Here is a 22097-nt window from a genome sequence, read left to right on the forward strand (position 1 = left end):
GTCAGTTGCTGAGGGCAACAGCGATGGCGAACGTGGTGCCGCCGGACTTGAAGGTGAGCACGGCCGTGTCCGCGCTGTCCGGGAGGTGGCCCTTGAACGTGATCGTGCCGTGCTCGGCGCCGCCGGCCGCGACCCGGTCCGGCCAGCTGCTGCGACCGGTGTCCGCGCGCAGCGTGGTGCCGTCGGCGGCGGTGAACGTCGTACCGGCGATCGGGATGGTGACGGGTTCCTTGGCGGCGTTGGCGAGCTGCACCTCGACGCGGGTGAAGTGGCTCGTGTACGTGACGTTCTCGACCGTCATGGTGATCGCCGCGGACGGCTTCGCAACGGGCTTGACCAGCCGGTCCGCACCGGATTCGTTGCCGGTCAGGTAGCCGCCGACGTACTCCGCGCCCGCGGTCACGGCGAACCCGCCGATGCCGACGCCGGCGAGTACGACCGCGATCGCGACCAGGATCGAGACGTCGAGGCGGCCCGGCCGGTGGTACTTCGGCGCGGCCGCGTCGAGCAGCGCCAGCACCATCGCCACCACGAGCGCGATGCCCGGCGGCACCAACCAGCGCAGCTCCCCGCCCGGTCCGTCGGTGAGGAAGGTGACGATCAGGTTCACGATCAGTCCGAGCAGGATCACGCCCGCCGCCACGATCAGCACCCGCGGCAGCCGCACGGTCCCGACGGCCTCGCTCTGCTCGCCGTCCCCCTCGAAGCCCGCCGTACGCCGCTCCGCCGCCGCCAACCGATCCGCCGCCGGCAACCGCTCCGCGCCTGCATGCCGGTCCGCGCCCGCACGCCTGTCCCCGCCGGTGCGGCGATCCGCGCTCGGGTGGCCCGCGGGCTGGTTCGGGCCGGGTGGGCGTTGGTCCGGTTCGCCGCGGCTCGAGGCCGGCCAGCTGTCCGACGCGTTCCAGTTCGGCTCCGACTGCTCGATCCGCGCCGAAATCTCCCACGGCGAACGGACCGGCTCCGGGTTGTCGGCGGACGGGTACGCCGCCCAGCTGCCCCCGTCCCCGCGCCCTGCACCGTCCTCCACGTCGAACCCCGGCACCATCCCGCTAGGCCCATACCCAGCAGGCTCATACTCGTCCCCCTGGTACGCCGGCTCGCGGTACTCCTCACCACCAGCGCCATCGTCGCCCGGCCGCACCTCCTCAGCAGGCGGGAATGCCGGGGAGTCGGCCCGCCACACCTCCTCGCCAGGCGGGAATGCCGCGGCGGGAGGCGAAGGCGGGTCTTCGGCGGCCGGCTCAGCGGGCGCATATCCATGCGAGGCGGGCGCCGCGCTCGCCGAGGGCTGAGCGGGCGGCGGGCTCACCGGAGGTTGAGCTAGAGCGGGTTCGGCGGCATGGGCGCCCGGCTGGGGGTCTGCTGCGTGGGTGTCCTCGGGGTGGGGGGAGACCGGGTCGGGGTGGGTGGATTTGTGGAAGGTGAGGACGGAGCGGCCGATGTGGATGCGGTCGCCGGTGGTGAGGGGGGTGGGCGCGGTGATGCGGCGGCCGTTGAGGCCGGTGCCGTTGCGGGACTCGTCGTGGAGGGTCCAGGTGGCGCCGTCGCGGGCGAGGCGGGCGTGGATCCGGGAGATCTGGTCGTCCGCCTGCAGCCGGATGTCGGCGTTGGAGGCGCGGCCGATGGTGAACGTGTCGCTCCCGGCCGGCAGCGTCCAGCTCTGCTCGCCGAGCGACAGCACGAATTCGGTTTCCACTCACACCCCAGCCGGCGTCATCCTGATCGCGATCCGTCGGGCCGCCCCGGGGCGTCGCGCACCCCCGCGGCAGCCAACCCGTCTGCGCGATTCTGCCATCCACACCGGCCCCAGACCACCGGCAGTCCTCCACCGCCACGCTCCGCGACAGCCCCCTCACGCCACTTCGCCCGGTCCCCGGAAATCGCCGTCAGGCCGTGATGAATCTCAGGATTCGGTCACCTTTGTCAGCGCTTTGTAGCGATGACAACGCGGTCAGTTGTCCTCGGGGTGCCAACGGCACGGTAGCGCCTTGCTCGGGTGCGGTCGCGGACATAGTGTCCCTCCGCGCGATCCATCGGGGCCGGATGAAAAGGGGGAGGCCAGCAACAGGCCCGATGAGTAGGCCGGAGGTTCCAGGCGGAGTGGTGCACCGCCTGCAGTCCGGCGAGGCGCAACCCGCCCAAAGCACCGTATTCGCGAAGGGACCACACCAATGGTCTTGTTTCAGCGTTCTCGCAAGCCTGCCGTAGTTCTGGGGCTGACCGGCCTCGCAGCGGCAGCACTAGCCGGATTCGCTACGTCGGCCGCCGGCGCCGCGCCGAGTGCGGCACCCCCGCCCCGACCCTCGCAGGCGCAGTCCAAGGCGTTCGCCGTCGATTCCGCCTCGTCGCTGGTCGCCGGCCGGCCGAGCGCCCTGCACGCCTCCAAGGACGACAAGTTCACCGCCAAGTCGGTGATCTCGGAGCCGTCCGGCCTGCAGTACGTCCCGTACGAGCGTTCGTACAAGGGGCTCCCGGTCATCGGTGGTGACTTCGTCGTCGTCACCGACGCCAAGGGGGCCGTGAAGTCCACCTCGGTCGCCCAGACCACCGCCGTACCCGACCTGGCGACCACGGCCAAGGTGACGGCCGCGGCCGCCCAGAAGACCGCCGCCAAGCAGCTGAAGAAGGTCGACTCCTCGACCACGCCGACGCTCGCGGTCTACGCGCTCAACGGCACCCCGAAGCTCGCCTGGCAGTCCCGGGTCAGCGGCAGCAAGGGCAACGAGCCGTCGAGCCTGTCGGTGTACGTCGACGCGCAGAGCGGCAAGGTGCTCGGTACCCAGGAGCACGTGATGGCCGGCAACGGCACCGCGGCGTACAGCGGACCGAACCCGGTCCACCTGGACACCACGCTGTCCGGCAGCACGTACTCGATGAAGGACCCGAACACCACCAACCAGTCCTGCCAGGACGCGGCGAACAACACCACGTTCTCCGGTCCGGACGACAACTGGGGCAACGGCACGGCCTCCAACAAGGAGACCGGCTGCGTCGACGCACTCTTCACGGCTCAGACCGAGCGGCACATGCTGACCGACTGGCTCGGCCGTAACGGCTTCGACGGCAACGGCGGCGGCTGGCCGATCCGCGTCGGCCTGAACGACGAGAACGCGTACTACGACGGCACCCAGGTGCAGGTCGGTCACAACACGGCCGGCGGCTGGATCGGTTCGATGGACGTCGTGGGTCACGAGCTGGGCCACGGCATCGACGACCACACCCCGGGTGGCATCTCCGGCAGCGGCACCCAGGAGTTCGTGGCCGACACGTTCGGCGCGGCCACCGAGTTCTACAGCAACCAGGGCTCCGCCTACGACCCGCCGGACTTCCTGGTCGGTGAAGAGGTCAACCTGGTCGGCAGCGGCCCGATCCGCAACATGTACAACCCGTCGGCGGTCGGCGACCCGAACTGCTACTCGAGCTCGATCCCGGGCGCCGAGGTGCACGCCGCGGCCGGTCCTGGCGACCACTGGTTCGTCCTGCTCTCCCAGGGCAGCGGCGGCTCGCCGAACGTGCCGACCTGCAACAGCTCGTCGGTCACCGGTCTGGGCATCCAGAAGGCCATCAAGATCATGTACAACGCGATGCTGATGAAGACCAGCAGCAGCTCGTACCTGAAGTACCGGACCTGGACCCTGACCGCGGCGAAGAACCTGTACCCGGGCAGCTGCACCGAGTTCAACACCGTCAAGGCGGCGTGGGACGCGGTCAGCGTTCCGGCCCAGTCGGCTGACCCGACCTGCAGCAGCAGCGGCGGCGTCACGGTCACCAACCCGGGCAACAAGACCGGCACCGCGGGTACGGCGATCGGTTCGTTCACGCTGACGGCCAGTGGCGGCACCTCGCCGTACACCTGGTCCGCGACCGGTCTGCCGGCCGGCATCACCATCGGTTCCTCCACCGGGACCGTGTCCGGCACCCCGACCGCATCCGGCACCTTCAACGTCACCGCGACGGCGACCGCGAGTGCCGGCGGATCCGGCAGCACGTCGTTCACCATCACGGTGAGCGGCGGCGGCAGCACCTGCTCCGGCCAGAAGCTCGGCAACCCGGGCTTCGAGACCGGTACGGCGTCGCCGTGGTCGGCCTCGACCGGAGTGGTCGACAACACCACCTCCCAGCCCGCCCACGGCGGTTCCTGGAAGGCGTGGCTCGATGGTTACGGATCGACCCACACCGACACGCTGAGCCAGTCGGTCGCGATCCCGGCCGGATGCTCGGCAACGCTCACCTTCTACCTGCACATCGATTCTGCGGAGACCACCACCACTACGCAGTACGACAAGCTCACGGTGAAGGCGGGCTCGACCACGCTGGCGACGTACTCGAACCTGAACAAGGCGAGCGGCTACTCGCTCAAGTCGTTCAACCTCTCGTCGTTCGCCGGCCAGACGGTGTCGATCAGCTTCACCGGCACCGAGGACAGCTCGCTCCAGACCTCGTTCGTCGTCGACGACACGGGCCTCAACCTGAGCTGACACCCTGAAAAGAACCCGGCCGCCGCACCTTCGGGGGTGCGGCGGCCGGCTCAGGTGGTGGCTCAGTTGAGGGACATGCGGGGCTCGCCGTTCACCAGGCCGGTGCCGGCGATGGTGCAGGTGCCGCCGCGGTTCTGGGTGTAGGTCTGGCGGACGCAGTTGCGCAGGGCCAGCTGGGCCCAGTAGTTGGGGTGCAGGGACTCCTGGATGAAGTAGTCCGAGCCGACGGTGGTGACGGTGCGGATCTGGTTGATCCACTCGGTCCTGTCGACGGCTGTCGGCTGGGTCCAGGAGGTGAGGCCGACCTCTTCGTACAGGCCGACGGTGTTCTCGCAGAGGCGGCGGCCGTTGAAGGCGGACTGGAGTTCGAGGAGGCGGGCGTTCGCCAGGCCGGACTGGCCGATCGCGGCGCGGACGGTGTTGTTGATCGTGACGAGTGCGGTGCTGTTGGCCCAGTCGGCGTCCGCGTTCCAGAAACCGCAGCCGCCGGTGCTCTGCCGGGTGAAGCCGGACTGGCTGTACCGGAATCCGCTGGCAGAGGGGATCGGGGACGGATACGTCTGTACGACGAGGTTCCAGGCGGTGTCGCCGTACCCGGCGTTGCGCATCGCGGTGCGGACGTTCTGGAAGGCCGTGGCGATCTTGCCCCGGACCGTCGTGATGTTGGCGGCGGTGAAGTTCGCGACGACGGACGAGTCGTCCTTGCAGTAGTCGGGGTCCCAGGACGGCGACAGCAGGAAGTCCTGCACGCACTGGGTGACGATCGACGCGAAGTTGAAGTCGTTGCCGCCGATCGAGACGACGACCTGCTTCACGTTGTGGCCGGCGGCGAACTGCTGCAGCAGCTTCGCCTGCCCGAGGTTGCCGGCGCCGTCGTCGTAGAAGTCGATGCCCGGCTTGAAGTAGTCGCCGGTGCCGGTCGTGGTTTCCGCACCGGAGCAGGCCAGATTGAGTCCGCCGACGCCGCCGCCGATGTACGCCTCGGCGGACTGGCTGCGGTGGCATCGGGGGATCTGCTCGGCGGTGTGGCTCGCGTTGTCGTGGTACGCGTGGGCACCGAGCGCGTCGGCCGGTGCCTCGGAGTCGTTCGAGCTGCCGGCCCAGCGGCCGGCCTCACCCGAGATGTAGGAGTCCCCCACGGTGACGACGTACGGCGTACCCGAACCGGGGCCGTCGGCGTGCGCCGGGGGAGCGACCAGGCCGAGCCCGGTCAGGGAGAGTAGGAGGGTTGCTGTGGTCACTCGACGCCAGGAAGAGAATGCGCGGGGCGGATTCTTCACCGGAAGGCCTCTCGCCGGAGTTCGGTGATCATCAGGACCCCCACCAGATCACCGTGGCGTCAAGGTACTCCCGGGTAACCCGTCGCCGGTAGACCGAGTGTGCTGACACGTTTGCGCCCTGTCACCACCGTGTCAGCACCTGCCCAGGCCCCGCCGCAGTCCCGCCGCAGTCCCGCCTTGGTCGCGGCTCAGGGTCAGCCTTCGAGGTCGAGCTCCTCCGGCCACCGCTGCCGCCACCACGCACGCCAGCGCGCCTCGACCGCGTCGCGGTCCACGTCGTCGTACAGCGACAGGATCGCCATCGTCGCCCCGTCCGGCTTCTGCTCGCCGGGCGGGAGGTGGCTCAGCACGAGGAGACCGTTGCCCCAGGCATCTACTGTCAGGCCGGTCTGGTGTTCGCTGGTGTACCAGACCTCGCCCTTCACCGGCTGCCCGATCAGGTCGAGCTCGAAGGGCGTGCCGGCCGGCTGGGCAGGGATCCCGAGCTCGGTGATCGGCGAGATCGGACCCGTGCCGGAGAAGAACAGCGTCTGCCGGGGCTCGCCCGGATGCCGCTCGACGGCGAAGCGCAGTTGGTGCAGGAAGGTGATCCAGCCCTCGGTGACGTCGTCGTAGTACGCCTCCCACTCGGGGTCGGCGCCGCGTGCCGCGCGCGTCAGCGTGACCCGGGATCCGCCCTCGACCGGCTCGACCTCGAACCGGTCCCCGTGGCCGAGGGTGAGCGTCGTGCCCTCCTCGGTGGTCTCGGTGAAGTAGATGAGGTCGATCTCCTCCTCGAGCCCGCCCTGGGTCCCCTCGTACTCCCAGCCGTGCCAGTGCCGGATCTTCTCCTTGTTCCGCAGGGCGTCCCAGACTGCCTCCACCGGCGCTGCCACGGTCACCACGATCTTCATGACTCTCCTTCGGTACGGCGGGGTGCCGGATGACCGCCCGCGATCAATCGATACGGCCGCCCGCCCTCGCGGTCGAACTCTTCGACCACCCGCTGCACCGCCGCGGTCATCGCGTCGGTGAACCGATGCACATCACCCGGCTCCGCGAACCGCACCTCGGCCTCGAGGGTGAACGTCAGCAGCCGCTTCCCGTCAGCGTCTGCCGCACTCTGCATCCGCGCCACGTCCCGGACCGTGCCCGCGGCGACCTCGACGAGGTGCTCAGCGGCGTACTGGTCCTGGATCTCGGTGAACGCGTGGCCCATCACGCCCGGATCGACCACCAGGCCGGCGGACGCGCGCAGGATCCGCTCGGTGAACCCGCGCCGCTGCCGCTCCTCGACGAGCTCGACCAGGCCGGCCTTCTCCAGCTCGCGCAGGTGGTAGTTGACCCGCTGCCGGGGCAGGTCGAGGGCAGCCGCCAGCTGGGTCGCCGACGCCGGCTCCCGCAGCAGCTCCAGCAGCCGCCGCCGGATCGGCGACAACGCCAGCCGCACCTTCTCGGGCTCATCGACGTACCGCATCATGAGGACAAATCTCCAATTGACAGGAAAATTTGTCAAGAGGATGCGGATCCCCAGGCCATCACAATCGGCGGCCTGCGTCAGCGGCCCGCGGGGCGGGGGCCGCAGCCCGCAAATGTGATGGCCTGGGGATCCGCCGATGCAGGACCATGGGCGGCATGTCCGAGCGAGGTGCGCAGCGGGGGCCGCAGTTGCCGGTGGGGACTCAGGTGGTGCTGCGGGTGGCGGCGCCCGACGATCACGGCAGTACGGCGCAACGTGGGGCGACCGGCCGGATCGCCGGCATCACCGCGGACGGGCGCTACACGGTGCGGCTCGTCGACGGGCGGGAGACCGTTGCGCAGCGGGATCAGCTGAGTCTGCGAACGGCGTACCAGGACGAGGCGATCGAGCTCGAGCAGCCGGACGGCGACCGCCTGGTCCGCGAGTACACGATCTATGCGGCCGTCGTGGGGTCGCGGGCGTTCGGCCTGGACACGGATGCTTCGGACACGGACACGCGTGGGGTGTATGTCGCCCCGACCGAGGCGTTCTGGTCGCTGGCCAAGCCGCCGACGCACGTGGACGGGCCGGAGCCGGAGTGGTTCTCCTGGGAGGTCGAGCGGTTCTGCGAGCTGGCGTTGAAGGCCAACCCGAACCTGCTCGAGGTTCTGCACTCGCCGCTGGTGGTACAGCAAACCCCGCTCGGTGAAGAGCTGGTCGGGTTGCGCCGGTCGTTCCTCTCGCAATTGGTGTATCAAACCTATTCGGGCTACGTGCTCAGCCAGTTCAAGAAGCTCGAGACGGACTTCCGGCGGGACGGATCGCCGAAGTGGAAGCACGTCATGCACCTGATCCGGCTGCTCCTCGCCGCGCGCAGCTTGTTGCTAGAAGCAACATTGGTCGTCGATGCCGGTCCGCATCGGGAGAAGCTGCTGGCAGTGAAGCACGGCGAGGTGCCGTGGGACGACGTCGAGCGCTGGCGGCTGTCGCTGCACGAGGAGCTCGACCGCGCCCTGCAGTGCACGGTCCTCCCGGCGACGCCGGACGTCGCGACGGTCGACGAGTGGTTGCGCTCGGTACGGAGGAGGAGTCTCGGTGACGCGTGACATGCGCGGCGTACATGTCCTCCCCGCGGCCGAGGTCGACCTGGTGCACGACCTGCTCGTCCGCACGCGCCTCGGATAACGGTTGCCAGACTCTGGGCTGACAACGCTGGACAGCCGTAGGGTAATTACTTAACTTCGTGAAGCATTGACATTGAGGCTGGCGGGGTAAATAGTTCCGTCCTGAAATCAATCAGAAAGCAGAGTGAATCAACAGTGTCGAACATCGAGATCCTGCAGCTCCGGGCCGCCGCGGTCAGCCTGGTGCTCGACTGTTCCGGTCCGGCCCTTCCGTCCGTCCTGCACTGGGGCGCGGATCTGGGCGAGCTGACCGAGAGCGCTCTGCTGGAACTACGCCGCGGCGCCGGTGCGGTCCAGGACGGTAACGGCCTGGACGACAACCGCCCGATCGCGATCGTGCCGGAGTACTCGGCCGGCTGGTTCGGTCTGCCGGGCCTGAGTGGGCACCGCGACGGCCACGACTTCTCGGCGAGCTTCCGGCTGACCAGCGTCGCGCAGACCGGCAACACTGTGCAGGTCGACGCCGCCGACACCGGGGCCGGCCTCGAGCTCCGGCTCACCATCGAGCTGACCGACTCCGGCCTGGTGCGCGCCAAGGCGGACCTGACCAACGCGGCCGGGTCGCCGTACACGGTCGACGGGCTGGTGCTTGCGCTGCCGGTGCCGACCGAGGCGACCGAGCTTCTGGACCTGACCGGCCGGCACATCGGCGAGCGGCACCCGCAGCGGCACGCGTTCACCCAGGGCGCGCACATCCGCGACAACCGCCGCGGCCGCACCGGCGCCGACGCGACCCTGCTGCTGCTCGCCGGCACCCCCGGCTTCGGCTTCCGCGACGGCGAGATCTGGGCCGTCCACACCGCCTGGAGCGGCAACCACCGGTCGTACGCCGAGCGCGGCATGAGCGGGTACGGCGTGATCGGCGGCGGCGAGCTCCTGCTCCCCGGCGAGGGCCGCGTCCAGCCTCAGGGCACCTACAGCACCCCGTGGATCTACGGTTCGTACGGCGTCGGCCTCGACCAGCTGTCGCACCGCTTCCACGACTACCTGCGGGCCCGGGCGAACCACCCGAAGACTGAGCGTCCCGTCGTACTGAACACCTGGGAGGCCGTGTACTTCGACCTCGACCTGGACAAGCTGAAGGCGCTGGCGGACGCGGCCGCCGAGGTCGGGGCCGAGCGGTTCGTCCTGGACGACGGCTGGTTCCGCGGCCGCCGCGACGATCACGCCGGGCTCGGCGACTGGTACGTCGACGAGGGGATCTGGCCGAAGGGCCTGCACCCGCTGGTGGACCACGTGAAGAGCCTCGGCCTGCAGTTCGGGCTCTGGGTCGAGCCGGAGATGGTGAACCCGGACTCCGACCTCGCCCGCGAGCACCCGGACTGGATCCTCGCCACCGGCGACCGGCTGCCGCCGACCGCCCGGCACCAGCAGGGCCTGAACCTCGGCATCCCGGCCGCCTACGACTACATCCTCGAGCGGCTCGACAGCATCCTGACCGAGTACGACATCGCGTACCTGAAGTGGGACCACAACCGCGATTTCGTTGACGGCGGCAACCAGTTGACGGGTACGGCGGGCATCCACGCGCAGACCCTGGCCGTGTACCGGCTGATCGACGAGCTGAAGCGCCGGCATCCCGGGCTCGAGATCGAGTCGTGCTCGTCCGGCGGCGCCCGGGTCGACCTCGGCATCCTGGAGCGCACCGACCGGATCTGGGGCAGCGACAGCAACGACGCCCTCGAACGGCAGACGATCCAGCGGTACACCCAGCTCCTGCTGCCGCCCGAGCTGATCGGCTGCCACGTCGGCCCGCCGCGAGCGCACACCACCGGCCGGACGCAGACGCTGTCGTTCCGCGCGATCACTGCCCTGTTCGGTCACTTCGGTATCGAGTGGGACATCGCCTCGGCCGGCGCGGAGGAACGGCAGGAGCTGGCCGGTTGGGTCGCCCTGCACAAGGAGCTGCGGCCTCTGCTGCACACCGGTCGGGTGATCCGCGCCGACCGCGGTCCGGAGGACGTACTCGTGCACGGCGTCGTCGCCCAGGACGGTTCCCGCGGCGTGTTCAGCGTCGTACAGGTGAAGCAGTCGGTGACGTCTGCCGTCGGCCGGGTCCGGTTGCCCGGGCTCGATCCGCAGCGGACGTACCGAGTCGGCAAGGTCGCGACACCCGGGCCCGAGTCGCGATCCGCGGCCTGGTCGGTCGACGGTGGAAGGGTGGAACTGAACGGCGCCGCCCTCGCCTCGGTCGGAGTGCTCATGCCCGTGCAATGGCCCGAGAGCGCGATCTTGCTGGATGTGACCGCGATCGGGTAAGCCCGCCCGATCGCCGACAGAAGAGGAGATCCCCGTGACCGTCACCACCAACGCGCCACCTGTCAGGAAGCGAAGTCACGGGGATCGGGCGGCGCCGCCGGGAAAACGGCGAAGTCTGGGTGACCTGAAGGTGGCGATGATCTTCATCGCGCCGGCCACCCTGGGCTTCGTCGTGTTCTACATCTGGCCGACGCTGCGCGGTGCGTACCTGAGTTTCACCGAGTACAGCCTGCTCTCGGCCCCGAAGTTCAACGGGCTGGCCAACTACGACCGGATGATCCACGACAGTTTCTTCTGGAACGCGCTCGGCGTCACGGTCGAGTACGTCGTGATCAACATCGGCCTGCAGACCGTGCTGGCGGTCGGGATCGCGATGCTGATGTACCGGCTGACCAAGTCGATCACGGTCCGCGCGATCATCCTCGCGCCGTATCTGGTCGCGAACGTGGTGGTCGCGCTGGTCTGGTACTGGATGCTCGACGTGCAGGTCGGCGTCGTGAACACGTTCCTCGGCTGGGTCGGGATCGACCCGGTCGCGTTCTTCGGCGACTCGCACTGGGCGATCCCGACGGTTGCCGGCATCAACGTCTGGCGGCACATGGGGTACACCGCGCTGCTGGTCTTCGCCGGACTCCAGACGATTCCGGCGTACGTGTACGAGGCGGCCGAGGTGGACGGGTCGACCGAGTGGAAGACGTTCTGGCGGATCACGCTGCCGCTGCTGCGCCCCGTTCTGGTGATGGTCCTGGTGGTCACCATGATCGGGTCGTTCCAGATCTTCGACACGGTGGCGGTGACGACGCAGGGCGGTCCGATCAACGCGACCCGCGTCATCTACTACTACATCTACGAGCGGGCGTTCACGCGGTTCGACTTCGGGTACGCGTCGGCGATGGCGCTGGTGCTGTTCGCCATCCTCGCCGTCGTCTCGCTGGTCCAGCTGCGGCTGCTGCGGGCGCGGGAGAGTGATCTCGCATGAGGAAACAGGTAAGCATCGGGCGTACCGTCGCCTGGGTCCTGTTGTTCATTCTGCTGATCGTCACACTGTTCCCGTTCTACTGGATGCTGCGGACGGCGTTCTCCGACAACACCCAGCTGCCCGGTCATCCGAACTCGCTGCTGCCGGTGGAGACCACCCTCGGCGCGTTCAAGCGGGTCCTCGGGCTGTCCAGCATCGAGGAGGCACAGGCTCAAGGCGGCTCCGGTGCGGCCGTCAACTTCTGGCTGTACCTGCGGAACTCGTTGGTGGTGGCAACCATCACGACGGTGTGCCAGGTGTTCTTCAGCGCGATGGCGGCCTACGCGTTCGCCCGGCTGCGCTGGCCGGGGCGGGACAAGGTCTTCGCGGTGTTCCTGGCCGCGCTGATGGTGCCGCCGATCTTCACCACGCTGCCGAACTTCGTGCTGATCAAGAACCTCGGCCTGCTGAACAGCTTCGCCGGCATCATCCTGCCCGGCGCGTTCATGACGCCGTTCGCGATCTTCTTCCTGCGGCAGTTCTTCCTCGGGATCAACCGCGAGCTCGAGGAGGCCGCGATGATCGACGGCGCGGGCCACCGGCGGATCTTCTTCGGCATGATCATCCCGCTGAGCGCGGCGCCGATCGCGACGCTGGCGATCCTGACCTACATCAACTCCTGGAACGACTACTTCTGGCCGCTGCTCGTCGGTCAGCAGGAGAACGTCCGGGTGCTGACGGTCGCGCTGGGCGTGTTCCGGTCCCAGACGCCGCAGGGTGGTCCGGACTGGGCCGGGCTGATGGCGGCGACGCTGATCGCGGCGCTGCCGATGATCATCCTGTTCCTGGCGTTCGCCAAACGGATCACCAACTCCATCGGCTTCTCGGGGATCAAATGATGACTCTGTCGCGAAGGACCTTGCTGAAGGCCGGACTCGCCGCCCTCGCCGTACCGTCGCTTGCCGCCTGCAACAACGGTGCCGCGGCCCGCGGACAGGGCGAGGTCATCTACTGGCTGTGGGACTCGGCGCAGCTGCCGATGTACACCGATTGCGCCAAGGTGTTCCACGAGCAGAACCCGCAGTACAGCGTGACGATCGAGCAGTACGGGTGGAACGACTACTGGTCCAAGCTGGTGACCGGGTTCATCTCCGATACCGCGCCGGACGTGTTCACCGGGCACTCGTCGAAGTACCCGCTGTTCGCGGACAAGGGCCAGGTGTTGCCGATCGACGAATATGTCGCCAAGGACAACGTTGACCTGAGCATCTACCAGAAGGGCCTGGCCGACCGCTGGATCGGTGCCGACGGCAAGCGGTACGGACTGCCGAAGGACTGGGACACCGAGGTCTACTTCTACAACAGCGCGTTCACCGAGGCCGCCGGGATCAGCACCGAGCAGCTCAACTCGATGACGTGGAACCCGCAGGACGGCGGGACCTTCGAGCAGATCGTCCGCCGGCTGACGGTGGACTCGAAGGGCCGTCGCGGCGATCAGCCGGGGTTCGACAAGGAGAACGTGAAGGTCTACGGCCTCGGGTACGCCGATGCGGGCGGCGGTGACGGTCAGACCAGCTGGAGCTGGTACGCCGCGATCAACGGGTGGAAGTACTCCCAGGGTGAACCGTGGGGCACGAAGTTCTTCTACGGTGACCCGAAGTTCACCGACACGATCGGATGGTGGCGGGGCCTGATCACCAAGGGCCTGATGCCGACGTACGCACAGGCGAAGTCCGGGGTGGACGTGACCACGTCGTTCGGCGCCGGGAAGTACGGGATGACGCCGAACGGGTCCTGGATGCTCGGGACGTACGGCCAGCTGAAACAGGTGAAGACCAAGCTGGCGCGGCTGCCGATCGGACCGGTCGGCAAGCGGATGTCGATGATGAACGGTCTCGCGGACACGATCTGGGCCGGGACGAAGCGGCGCGACGCGTCCTGGGCCTGGGTGAAGTTCCTGGGTTCGCAGACCGCTCAGGACATCGTCGCCAAGGCGGGAGTCGTGTTCCCGGCGGTGGCGGCGAGCATGCCGGCGGCGAAGGCGGCGTTCGCCAAGAGCGGCTGGGACGTCACGCCGTTCCTGGAGCCGGTCGAGGCGGGCGACGTGTTCCCGTACCCGGCCAACCCGAACGCCGCGGACGTGACCGCGGTGATGACACCGGCGATGGAGCCGGTGATGTCGTTCGAGGCCGATCCTTCGTCGCTGGCGAAGGCGAACAACGATGTGAACAAGATCCTCGCCGTCAACAGTTGAGGCAGTAACAGCTGAGGGTTTACCCGGGGACCGTCTACGCCCGGGGGAGTACGTCGTACTGCGTCGGTAGGCGCAGGGTGCTCCTCCGGGGGTAGGTGAGGTGCCGCCGCTGAGGCGACGCGCGGACGGGGTCCGGAACGACAACCTTGGTGCCATCGGAGAACCTTCGAGCATCGAGGAGAGTCATGAGCGAGGAGAAGCCGGGCGGATCGATCCGTATCGGCGACAGCGAGCGCGAGGACGCGGTCAAGCGTCTGGGCGAGCACTACGAAGCCGGCCGGCTGAGCGCGGAGGAACACTCCGAGCGCGTCGACCAGGCACTGCGGGCGAAGACCGACGGTGACCTGGCCGGGTTGTTCGCGGACCTGCCGGGGGCCAAGTCCCAGGCAGGTGCCCAGCAGGGTGCGCCGTCGGGTCCTTGGGGTCCGCCGTTCATGGGTCAGCGGCCGGAGTGGGCCCGGCGCGGGTTCATCGGACGGGTTCCGTTGCCGTTGCTGATCGTGCTGGGTGTGGTCGGGGCGCTGGCGTCGATCGGGTGTGTGGTGGGTGGCGGGCATCCGCCGTTCCTGCCGATCGCGCTGATCGTGGCTGCTGTGATCGTCGTCCGCAAGCGTCGGACGGAGCGCCGGGCATGAGAAACGTGTACCGGGTGCTCGGTCTGCTGATCGCGATCGCGGTCGTGCTGCAGATCGCCTCGATTGCGCTCGCCGGGTTCACGATCGCGAAGGATGCAGACGACGGGACTGCGATCGGGGCGGACTACACCAACTTCGGCGAGAGCTACCACAGCATCGCCGGTACGGTGATCGGCCTGCTCGCGCTGGTGTTCCTGATCGTGTCGTTCCTGACCGACGTACCGCGCGGTCGCGTGCTGGCCGGGATCGTAGTCGGTCTGGTGGTCCTGCAGTTCCTGCTCGCGGTGGTGTCCTTCGGCGTCCCGGCGCTGGGCGTGCTGCACGGGATCAACGGGCTCGCGATCGCCGCTGTCGCAAGCATGGGCGCCCGGCGGGCCGCCGTACCCAACCAGCCTGTGACCAGTGGCTGAGGTCAAGAAACGGCGGTGGGGCCGGCTGGTCGCACTCGGGATCACCCTGGCGGTACTCGTACCGCTGGGGTATCTCTGGGCGACCAGCCTGGTCCCGGGCTCGTACGACGCGGCGGAGATGGGGTACGCCGACTACGGCGGCGGACCGTCGATGGATCACCACAGTGGGATGAGCGGTATGGCCGGGATGAGTGTCGCGGACCTGACCGGGCCGAAGACGGGTACGCCGGACGTCGCCGTCACGCTGATCGCGCGGAAGCAGAAGTTCCAGCTGGCGTCCGGGGAGACGGTCGACGGGTACACGGTGAACGGAACGTCGCCGGGGACGCTGATCCGGGCCCGGGTGGGCGATCTGATCCAGGTGACGTTCGTGAACGAGTCGGTCCCGGACGGCGCCACGTTGCACTGGCACGGGATCGACGTACCGAACGCCGAGGACGGGGTCGCCGGGGTGACACAGGACGCCGTACCGGTGGGTGGGAAGCATGTGTACCGTTTCAAGGCGCCGGCGGCCGGGACGTACTGGTACCACTCGCACCAGGTGTCGGCCGACGAGGTGAAGGGCGGGCTGTTCGGGCCGATCGTGATCGCGTCGGCGGCACCTGGTGAGGTCGTCGCGGCGATCCACACGTACGACGGGAAGCGGACGATCAACGGGCGGACCGGGACGGCGCGGGTCGAGGTTCCGGCCGGTACGACGGCGCGGGTGCGGGTGATCAACACCGACAACGCGATCCTGCGGGTCGGTCTGGTCGGTACGCCGTACAAGGTGGTCGCGGTGGACGGGCGCGACGTCCACGGACCGGCTCCGGTGACGGCCGCGTACGCGTTGGCGGCCGGCGGCCGGGTCGATCTGGAGGCTGTGGTGCCGGCCGGTGGGATGCGGCTGGACGCGGGTACGGCGGCGGTGTCGCTCGGGATCGGGCCGGGCGATCCACCGCAGGCCGAGCTGCCGGGGGACACCGTCGATCTGTTGACGTACGGGACGCCGGCGCCGCTGAGCTTCGATCCGGCCAAGGCGGACCGGAACTTCGAGTACCGGATCGGCCGCGCGGCTGGATTCCTGGACGGTGTGCCGGGGCTGTGGTGGACGATCAACGGGCATAAGTTCCCCGACGTGCCGATGTTCATGGTCGCCGAGGGGGACATCGTGAAGATGACGATCTCCAACACCAGCGGTCAGGCCCATCCGATGCACCTCCACGGCCACCACATCGTGGTCCTGTCCCGCAACGGCGTCGCCGCCACCGGCTCACCCTGGTGGACCGACTCCCTCGAGGTCGGCAACAAACAGACCTACGAGATCGCGTTCGTGGCCGACAACCCCGGCCTGTGGATGGACCACTGCCACAACCTCCCGCACGCCTCCCAAGGCCTGGTGACCCACCTCATGTACGAAGGCATCACCACCCCCTACAAGGTAGGCGGCAGCGCCGACAACAAACCTGAGTGAAACCAGCTGTCGCCGAGCTGCGTCCATCTCCCATGATGTTCCGGTGAGCGACGACCTGCACGGCCGGCAGCTGGCCCTGTTGCTGCTGTTCTTCGGCACGGTCGGCGGCGGGCTGTACTTCCTCGGCTGGCTGACCCGTCCGAGCACCCTGTACGACGCCCCGCTGCTGTGTTTCGCGATCGCAGGCGGGGCGTGCTTCCCCGCCCGCTTCCTGGCCGAACTGTTCGACTGGTGGAAGCGTCTGGCAGAGCCCACCCGCTGGACCCAGGCCCGGCGCGAACGGGCCCGGGAGCGGGAGCGCGCGGAGGCGCGCGAGGCCGCGGCCAGGCGGCGTGCCGCCGAAGCGGACGGGGTCGAACTGGCTGGGGGGCGGCACAGCAGGCAGCGGCGGTTCGACTGGTTCACGCTGGTGCGGAGGGTCGTCGGGGTTCCGCTGGTGCTGGGGTCGCTGGCGATCATCCCGCTCGGCATCAGCAGCGGGCTCAGCGACGAGCGGCTGGCGCGATCGGGCCAGGTGCGGCCGGCCGTGGTCCTGTCCGTCACCGAGGACAAGTGGACGCGGTCGCGCGAGGTGACCATCACGATCGCGCGACCGGGGGACGGTGTGCCGGTGGAGCTCACCGGCGGCGACGACCTCGACACCGTGCCGGCGGTCGGCGATCAGGTCGACGTCATCGTCGACCCGGACGATCCGTCGTACGTGATCGCCGCGGATGTGGACTGGGACATGCACTGGTACTGGTACATAGTGCCCGTCGTGATCGGGCTCATCTGCGCCGGCTTCAGCTCGATGCTCCTGCTCTGAGGCTCAAGCGGTTGCTCGTGGCAACGGCTGGCGGTCGGCCTGCGAACGGTGGTACGCGGCGATACGTTCGCACGCGGCTTCGATCGCGGCGCGCTGAGAGGTGTAGGAACCGAACCACAGTGGGTTGTCCGGCTGGGGGTCGAGCTCGTCGTCGACGTCGGCGTACCACTCGTCGGTCGTCCGGAAGACCCGCGCGTGCAACTGGTTGGCGTTCACCGCATCACTCCTGGAAGTGAGAACCGTGTACGTCTCCAGGATGTGCTGCGGGTACGGCGTTGCCGTTGAACGACACGCGGGTTCAGGTGACCAGGACCGTGATGCGCTGGGCGGTGTTGTTCGCGAAGCCGCCGCGGTTCCAGTCGGCCTCGATCGGTTGCTCGCGGCCGCTGGCGTCGTACGCGCGGACCGTGAGCACATGCTCGCCGGGCGTGGCCTCCCAGTCGTAGGCGAACGCCCGCCAGGCGAGTTCGTCGTTGCCCACGGCATCCAACGTGGCCTCGTGCCAGTTCACGCCGGCGTCGGTGCTGACCTCGACGCGTTCGATCGGCGCCCAGCCGGACCAGGCCCGGCCGAACAGCGGAACGGGGCCCGCGGCAACGAAGCGGTGGCGGCTCATGAAGTCCGGGAAGCCCGGCGGCACGAGCAGCGCCCGCGGTTCGATCCGCGTCACCGCCGTCCCCGGGTCGTCGGCGTCCTTGCGGATCCGGTACGCTACCGCGTTCTGGAACCCGTCGAACTCGTGGTCGATCAGCTCGATCGACCGCAGCCACTTCACGCTCGCCATCCCGTACCACCCCGGTACGACGAGCCGCAGCGGGTACCCGTGCTGCGGTGGCAGCGGCCCGCCGTTCATCTCCCACGCCACGATCGCGCCCGAGTCGATCGCCTCGGTGATCGACATCCCGCGCTGATAGTCCTGGACGACGCCGCGCTCGACCCCGCGATCCGCGCCGGTGAACACCACGTCCACGGCGTCCTCGCGGATCCCCGCCTGCCGCAGCAGATCGGACAGCAGCACCCCGGTCCACTCCGCCGTACCGACCGCCTCGGACAACCACGGCTGGCTGATCGGCCGCGGCTGCAACGCCGCCCGGCCGTTGCCGGCGCACTCCAGCGTGACCCGGATCGTCCGGCGCCCCATCGCGCGCAGCCCGGTCAGCCCGAACGACACCGGCTCCTCGACGCATCCGCCCAGCTCGAGCCGCCAGTCGCCCGCATTCGTTGCCGGGATGTCGTAGTGCACCAGGACGTAGTGCAGTCCCGGCGGCGTCACGTCGTACCGCAGGCTCTCCAGCGGCAGCCCATGATTGCGCGCCGCCAGCTGCAACTCGTCGGCGGTGATCCCCTCACCCGTGTCCGCCAACCGCCCCCGGACACTGAACTCCTCGATCGAAACCACAATCCCACCCCCAAGCCCCAACCCTAGAGGTAGGGGCCCGCTACAACCAGCCGTTGTCTACGGCGATGCGGGCTGCCTCGGCGCGGGTGCGGGCGCCGGTCTTGCCGATTGCGGCGGAGAGGTGGTTGCGGACGGTGCCTTCGGACAGGTGCAGTTCCCTGGCGATGTCGGCGACGGTGCCGCCTTCGCGGGCGGCGCGCAGTACGTCGGCCTCACGCCCGGTGAGCGGGCTCGTGCCGGCGACCAGGGTCTCGGCAGCGAGTGACGGATCGACGACGCGCAGCCCCTGGTGCACCCGCCGTACCGCGTCCGCCAGCTGCGTCGCGGGCGTGTCCTTGACAACGAACCCGGCCGCTCCGGCCTCCATCGCGCGGCGCAGGTACCCGGGGCGGCCGAACGTGGTCACCATCAGCACCCGCACCCCGGGGACGGCGCTGCGCAGCGCGGCGGCCGCCTCGATCCCGTCCAGCCCTGGCATCTCCACGTCGAGCAGCGCGACATCGGGCTGGGAGTTCTTCGCGGCATCGATCACCTCGTCACCGCGACCGACCTCGGCCACCACCTCCAGGTCGGGCTCGAGGTCGAGCAGCGCGGCCAGGGCTCCACGCACCAGCGCCTGGTCGTCGGCGATCAGCAATCGGATGCTCACGGCTCTATCCTCACAGGCCCACTTTGACGGCCAGCCGGAACCCGCCTCCGGGCGCCTGACCGACCTGCACACTCGCACCGGCCTGGTCCGCCCGCTCCCGCAGCCCCACCAGCCCGTGACCGGACGCGCCACCACCGGGCGTCGGCCCCTTCCCGTCGTCCAGTACTTCGATCTGCGTCGCCGTGATCCGGATCGTGCAACGCTTCGCGCCGGAGTGCCGTACGACGTTCGTCACGCCCTCTCGCACCACCCAAGCGAACAGCTCCCGGTTCTCCTCCGGTACTTCGTCGACCGTGGTCGGGAGATCCGCCTTGACCTCGGCGGCCTGCAGTGCGGTCCGCGCCGAGACCAGCTCGCCGGCCAGGCTCAGCTCGCGGTACCCGGCGACCGCGGCCCGTACGTCGGCCAGCGCCGCCCGTGCCAGGCTCTCGACGTCCGCGACCTCGGCGGCTGCCCGCGTCGGGTTGGCCTCGATCAGCTTGCCGGCCAGCTCCGCCTTCACGGTGATGACGGTGAGCGAGTGCCCGAGGATGTCGTGCAGATCCCGGGCGAACCGGTTCCGCTCCTCCTGCACGGCGAGCTCGGCGAACTCCTTGCGCGCCGCGGTCAGTTCGAGGCTGCGCTGGATGGCCCGCCGTAGCCCGAACACCGCGAGCGCACCGAGGAAGATCGCGAAGCCGTAGCTGCCGTCATCGGTCCATCCGGGCACGACCCGCATCGAGATCTCGGCGCCCGCGAGCAGGATCGCCACGAACGCGACGGCGGCCCGGAGATCCAGCAGCATCATCGCGACCGACGCGATGTAGACCAGGCCCGTGAGGGCCGTCTGGCCGGCGGTCGGGATCATCAGCAGGCACAGCGCCAGCATCAGGCCCAGGTAGGCGACCTGCTGCCAGACCGCCAGCAGGTGCTTGCGGGCCATCCGGCGAAGGATCGCGAAGAACCCCAGGTAGCTGGCCGCGAACAGGATCACCGTGAGGAACCCGAGGACCTGGCTGATGCCCTCCTGGCGCTCCGCGATCTTCTGCAGCGGCTGCGCCAGGTAGAACAGCCAGACCCCCGCCGCCAGCCAGCCCCAACGACCCGGGCCGGCGCCGACGCGGTCGGCCATTCCGTCCAGGGCGCTGGGGCGGCGGTTGGTCTTCACGTGGTCACGCTACCGCTCTGGTCAGGCGCGCGCCGTGTCGGCGCGGAACCGGCGGAGGCCGATGAAGCCCAGTACGACGGTCCAGCCGAGCACCACCAGCAGCGCCTGGGTGTCCACCCCGCCCTGCGTCAGGGCGCTGCGCGACGTCAGCCCGGTCCAGTACGCCGGGGTCAGCTGCGCGATGTGCTTCATGATCGACGGCATCTGGTCGACCGGCAGCCACAGCCCGCCGAAGGCCGCGATCAGCATCGTGCTGAGACCGGTGATCGGCTGCACGCTGTCCGGCTTGGCGACGTACCCGATGACCAGGCCGAGAGCCGCGAACGGCAGGGCGCCCAGCCAGGACACCAGCGCGACCATCGCCCACTGGCCGGCGTCCAGGTGCACGTGGCCGACGACCATGCCGAAGACGAAGACGACCAGCAGCGGCGGGACCGCCAGCAGCAGCGACAGGATCACCTTGTTGACGACGTACGCCTGCGGCTTCAGCGGAGTCAGCCGCAGCGTCCGGTTCCAGCCGCCGTCGCGCTCGGCCGCGATCACGCCGCCGCTGCTCATCGCGGCCGACATCGAGCCGAACATCGCCATACTCACCATCACGTACGCGATCGCGGAGATCCCGCCCTCGCTGGCGTCCTTCGGGATCGTCAGGCCGAAGATCATGAACAGCACCAGCGGCATCAGGATCGAGAAGATCAGCACCCGGCGGTTCCGCAGCGTGCGGCGGATGTCGAAGATCAGGTAGTTGCGGTTCATGCCAGGGTCTCCTCTTGGGCCGCGCTGATCGCGAGAACGGCGTCCTCGAGGTCGGCGGACGTTACTTCGATGTCGTGGGCGGTGGTGTTCTCCAGCAGGTGCCGCAGCGTGTTGTCGGAGTCCGCGCACTGCAGCAGGACGACGTCACCGCGGGTCTCGACGTTCCGTACGCCGGGCAGCGACGCGAGCGCGGCCAGGTCGGCGCCGGGGACGGTCGCGCGGATGGTGCGTCCGGACACGCTCGCCTTGATCTGGGCAGCGGTGCCGTCGGCAACGACCTTGCCGTTGCGCATCAGGACGACGCGGTCGGCGTACGCGTCCGCCTCTTCCAGGTAGTGGGTGGCGAACAGGACCGTCCGGCCGCGGGCGGTCTCGGCGTGCATCGACGCCCAGAAGTCGCGCCGCGACTCGACGTCCATACCGGTCGTCGGCTCGTCCAGCACGATCAGGTCGGGCTGCGGGATGATCGCCATCGCGAACCGCACCCGCTGCTTCTGGCCGCCGGACAGCCCCTTCATGGTCCGGTTGGTGAGGTCCGCGATGCCGGCGCGCTCGAGCGCCTCGCCGACGGGCATCGGGTCCGTGTGCAGCCCGGCGACCAGGTTCAGCAGCTCGCCGACCTTGGCGTCCTCGATGATCCCGCCGCTCTGCAGCATCACGCCCACCTGCCCGGCGGCGATCGCGTCCGTCGGCGTACCGCCGTACACCTGGACGGTGCCGTTGTCCGGCTTCACCAGGCCGAGCAGCATCTCGATCGTGGTCGACTTGCCGGCGCCGTTCGGCCCCAGCAACGCCACCACCTCGCCGGCCCGGATGGTCAGATCCACCCCGGCGACGGCCTGCACGTCCGCATACCTCTTGGTCACACCCCGCAGGCTGACCGCAGTCGTTGTCGTCATACCCAGAAGCTTGCTGGAGCGCCCCGCCGGAGGTCTGGATCGCTCGTCACGACCCATCCATGACATCCGTCAGACCGCTCTCAGGGTCGG

General features: G+C 69.1%; 20 protein-coding genes. 10 read left to right on the top strand and 10 right to left on the bottom strand.

Annotated features, from left to right (window positions below):
- Position 1: 1 nt before the first annotated feature.
- A complete protein-coding gene (locus OHA18_RS23555) occupies positions 2–1699 on the bottom strand; it encodes an FHA domain-containing protein (protein WP_328997437.1) in 1698 nt (565 codons plus the stop codon).
- A gap of 475 nt (positions 1700–2174) precedes the next feature.
- On the opposite strand from OHA18_RS23555, the gene OHA18_RS23560 reads away from it, so the two are divergent.
- Positions 2175–4481 (top strand): M4 family metallopeptidase, encoded by a 2307-nt coding sequence (locus OHA18_RS23560; protein WP_328997438.1) that lies wholly within the window; start codon positions 2175–2177, stop codon positions 4479–4481.
- Between the two features lie 62 nt (positions 4482–4543).
- Here the strand turns inward: OHA18_RS23560 and OHA18_RS23565 are convergent, their stop codons facing one another.
- From OHA18_RS23565 to OHA18_RS23575, 3 genes are all read right to left on the bottom strand, one after another.
- Positions 4544–5722, bottom strand: a complete 1179-nt coding sequence (locus OHA18_RS23565; RefSeq protein ID WP_328997439.1) for a hypothetical protein — start codon at positions 5720–5722, stop codon at positions 4544–4546.
- A 233-nt stretch (positions 5723–5955) separates the two neighbouring features.
- Positions 5956–6654 carry a hypothetical protein gene (locus OHA18_RS23570; protein ID WP_328997440.1) on the bottom strand — a complete coding sequence of 233 codons (699 nt, stop codon included), beginning with the start codon at positions 6652–6654 and terminating at the stop codon, positions 5956–5958.
- Positions 6651–7220 carry a helix-turn-helix domain-containing protein gene (locus OHA18_RS23575; protein ID WP_328997441.1) on the bottom strand — a complete coding sequence of 190 codons (570 nt, stop codon included), beginning with the start codon at positions 7218–7220 and terminating at the stop codon, positions 6651–6653. Before OHA18_RS23575 ends, OHA18_RS23570 begins: the two co-directional genes overlap by 4 nt.
- Before the next feature lie 155 nt (positions 7221–7375).
- On the opposite strand from OHA18_RS23575, the gene OHA18_RS23580 reads away from it, so the two are divergent.
- The 9 genes from OHA18_RS23580 (at position 7376) to OHA18_RS23620 (ending at position 17157) form a co-directional block, all read left to right on the top strand.
- The gene (locus OHA18_RS23580) at positions 7376–8305 is read left to right on the top strand and encodes a nucleotidyltransferase domain-containing protein (RefSeq protein WP_328997442.1); all 930 of its coding nucleotides are present in this window, start codon (positions 7376–7378) and stop codon (positions 8303–8305) included.
- A 213-nt stretch (positions 8306–8518) separates the two neighbouring features.
- The gene (locus OHA18_RS23585; protein WP_328997443.1) at positions 8519–10642 is read left to right on the top strand and encodes an alpha-galactosidase; all 2124 of its coding nucleotides are present in this window, start codon (positions 8519–8521) and stop codon (positions 10640–10642) included.
- A 136-nt stretch (positions 10643–10778) separates the two neighbouring features.
- Positions 10779–11621, top strand: coding sequence for a carbohydrate ABC transporter permease (locus OHA18_RS23590; protein WP_329006154.1), 843 nt, complete (start codon positions 10779–10781; stop codon positions 11619–11621).
- Positions 11618–12499: a carbohydrate ABC transporter permease gene (locus OHA18_RS23595; RefSeq protein WP_328997444.1), complete on the top strand. Its 882-nt coding sequence runs from the start codon at positions 11618–11620 to the stop codon at positions 12497–12499. The genes OHA18_RS23590 and OHA18_RS23595 overlap by 4 nt, the downstream gene beginning before the upstream one ends.
- Entirely contained in the window at positions 12499–13854 is a 1356-nt protein-coding gene (locus OHA18_RS23600) for an ABC transporter substrate-binding protein (protein ID WP_328997445.1), read from the top strand. The genes OHA18_RS23595 and OHA18_RS23600 overlap by 1 nt, the downstream gene beginning before the upstream one ends.
- A gap of 185 nt (positions 13855–14039) precedes the next feature.
- The gene (locus tag OHA18_RS23605; RefSeq protein WP_328997446.1) at positions 14040–14489 is read left to right on the top strand and encodes a DUF1707 SHOCT-like domain-containing protein; all 450 of its coding nucleotides are present in this window, start codon (positions 14040–14042) and stop codon (positions 14487–14489) included.
- The gene (locus OHA18_RS23610) at positions 14486–14899 is read left to right on the top strand and encodes a hypothetical protein (RefSeq protein WP_328997447.1); all 414 of its coding nucleotides are present in this window, start codon (positions 14486–14488) and stop codon (positions 14897–14899) included. The genes OHA18_RS23605 and OHA18_RS23610 overlap by 4 nt, the downstream gene beginning before the upstream one ends.
- A complete protein-coding gene (locus OHA18_RS23615; RefSeq protein WP_328997448.1) occupies positions 14892–16352 on the top strand; it encodes a multicopper oxidase family protein in 1461 nt (486 codons plus the stop codon). The genes OHA18_RS23610 and OHA18_RS23615 overlap by 8 nt, the downstream gene beginning before the upstream one ends.
- Positions 16353–16395: 43 nt before the next feature.
- Positions 16396–17157: a DUF3592 domain-containing protein gene (locus OHA18_RS23620; RefSeq protein ID WP_328997449.1), complete on the top strand. Its 762-nt coding sequence runs from the start codon at positions 16396–16398 to the stop codon at positions 17155–17157.
- A gap of 3 nt (positions 17158–17160) precedes the next feature.
- Here the strand turns inward: OHA18_RS23620 and OHA18_RS23625 are convergent, their stop codons facing one another.
- The 6 genes from OHA18_RS23625 to OHA18_RS23650 form a co-directional block, all read right to left on the bottom strand.
- Positions 17161–17373, bottom strand: coding sequence for a hypothetical protein (locus OHA18_RS23625; protein WP_328997450.1), 213 nt, complete (start codon positions 17371–17373; stop codon positions 17161–17163).
- An 82-nt stretch (positions 17374–17455) separates the two neighbouring features.
- The gene (locus tag OHA18_RS23630) at positions 17456–18556 is read right to left on the bottom strand and encodes a sulfite oxidase (protein ID WP_328997451.1); all 1101 of its coding nucleotides are present in this window, start codon (positions 18554–18556) and stop codon (positions 17456–17458) included.
- 40 nt (positions 18557–18596) lie between these two features.
- A complete protein-coding gene (locus OHA18_RS23635; RefSeq protein WP_328997452.1) occupies positions 18597–19205 on the bottom strand; it encodes a response regulator transcription factor in 609 nt (202 codons plus the stop codon).
- Between the two features lie 10 nt (positions 19206–19215).
- Positions 19216–20352 carry a sensor histidine kinase gene (locus OHA18_RS23640; RefSeq protein WP_328997453.1) on the bottom strand — a complete coding sequence of 379 codons (1137 nt, stop codon included), beginning with the start codon at positions 20350–20352 and terminating at the stop codon, positions 19216–19218.
- A gap of 21 nt (positions 20353–20373) precedes the next feature.
- Positions 20374–21108, bottom strand: coding sequence for an ABC transporter permease (locus tag OHA18_RS23645; RefSeq protein ID WP_328997454.1), 735 nt, complete (start codon positions 21106–21108; stop codon positions 20374–20376).
- Entirely contained in the window at positions 21105–22007 is a 903-nt protein-coding gene (locus OHA18_RS23650; protein ID WP_328997455.1) for an ABC transporter ATP-binding protein, read from the bottom strand. Before OHA18_RS23650 ends, OHA18_RS23645 begins: the two co-directional genes overlap by 4 nt.
- Positions 22008–22097: the final 90 nt, after the last annotated feature.

The organism is Kribbella sp. NBC_00709 (genome assembly GCF_036226565.1).
Lineage (GTDB): Bacteria > Actinomycetota > Actinomycetes > Propionibacteriales > Kribbellaceae > Kribbella.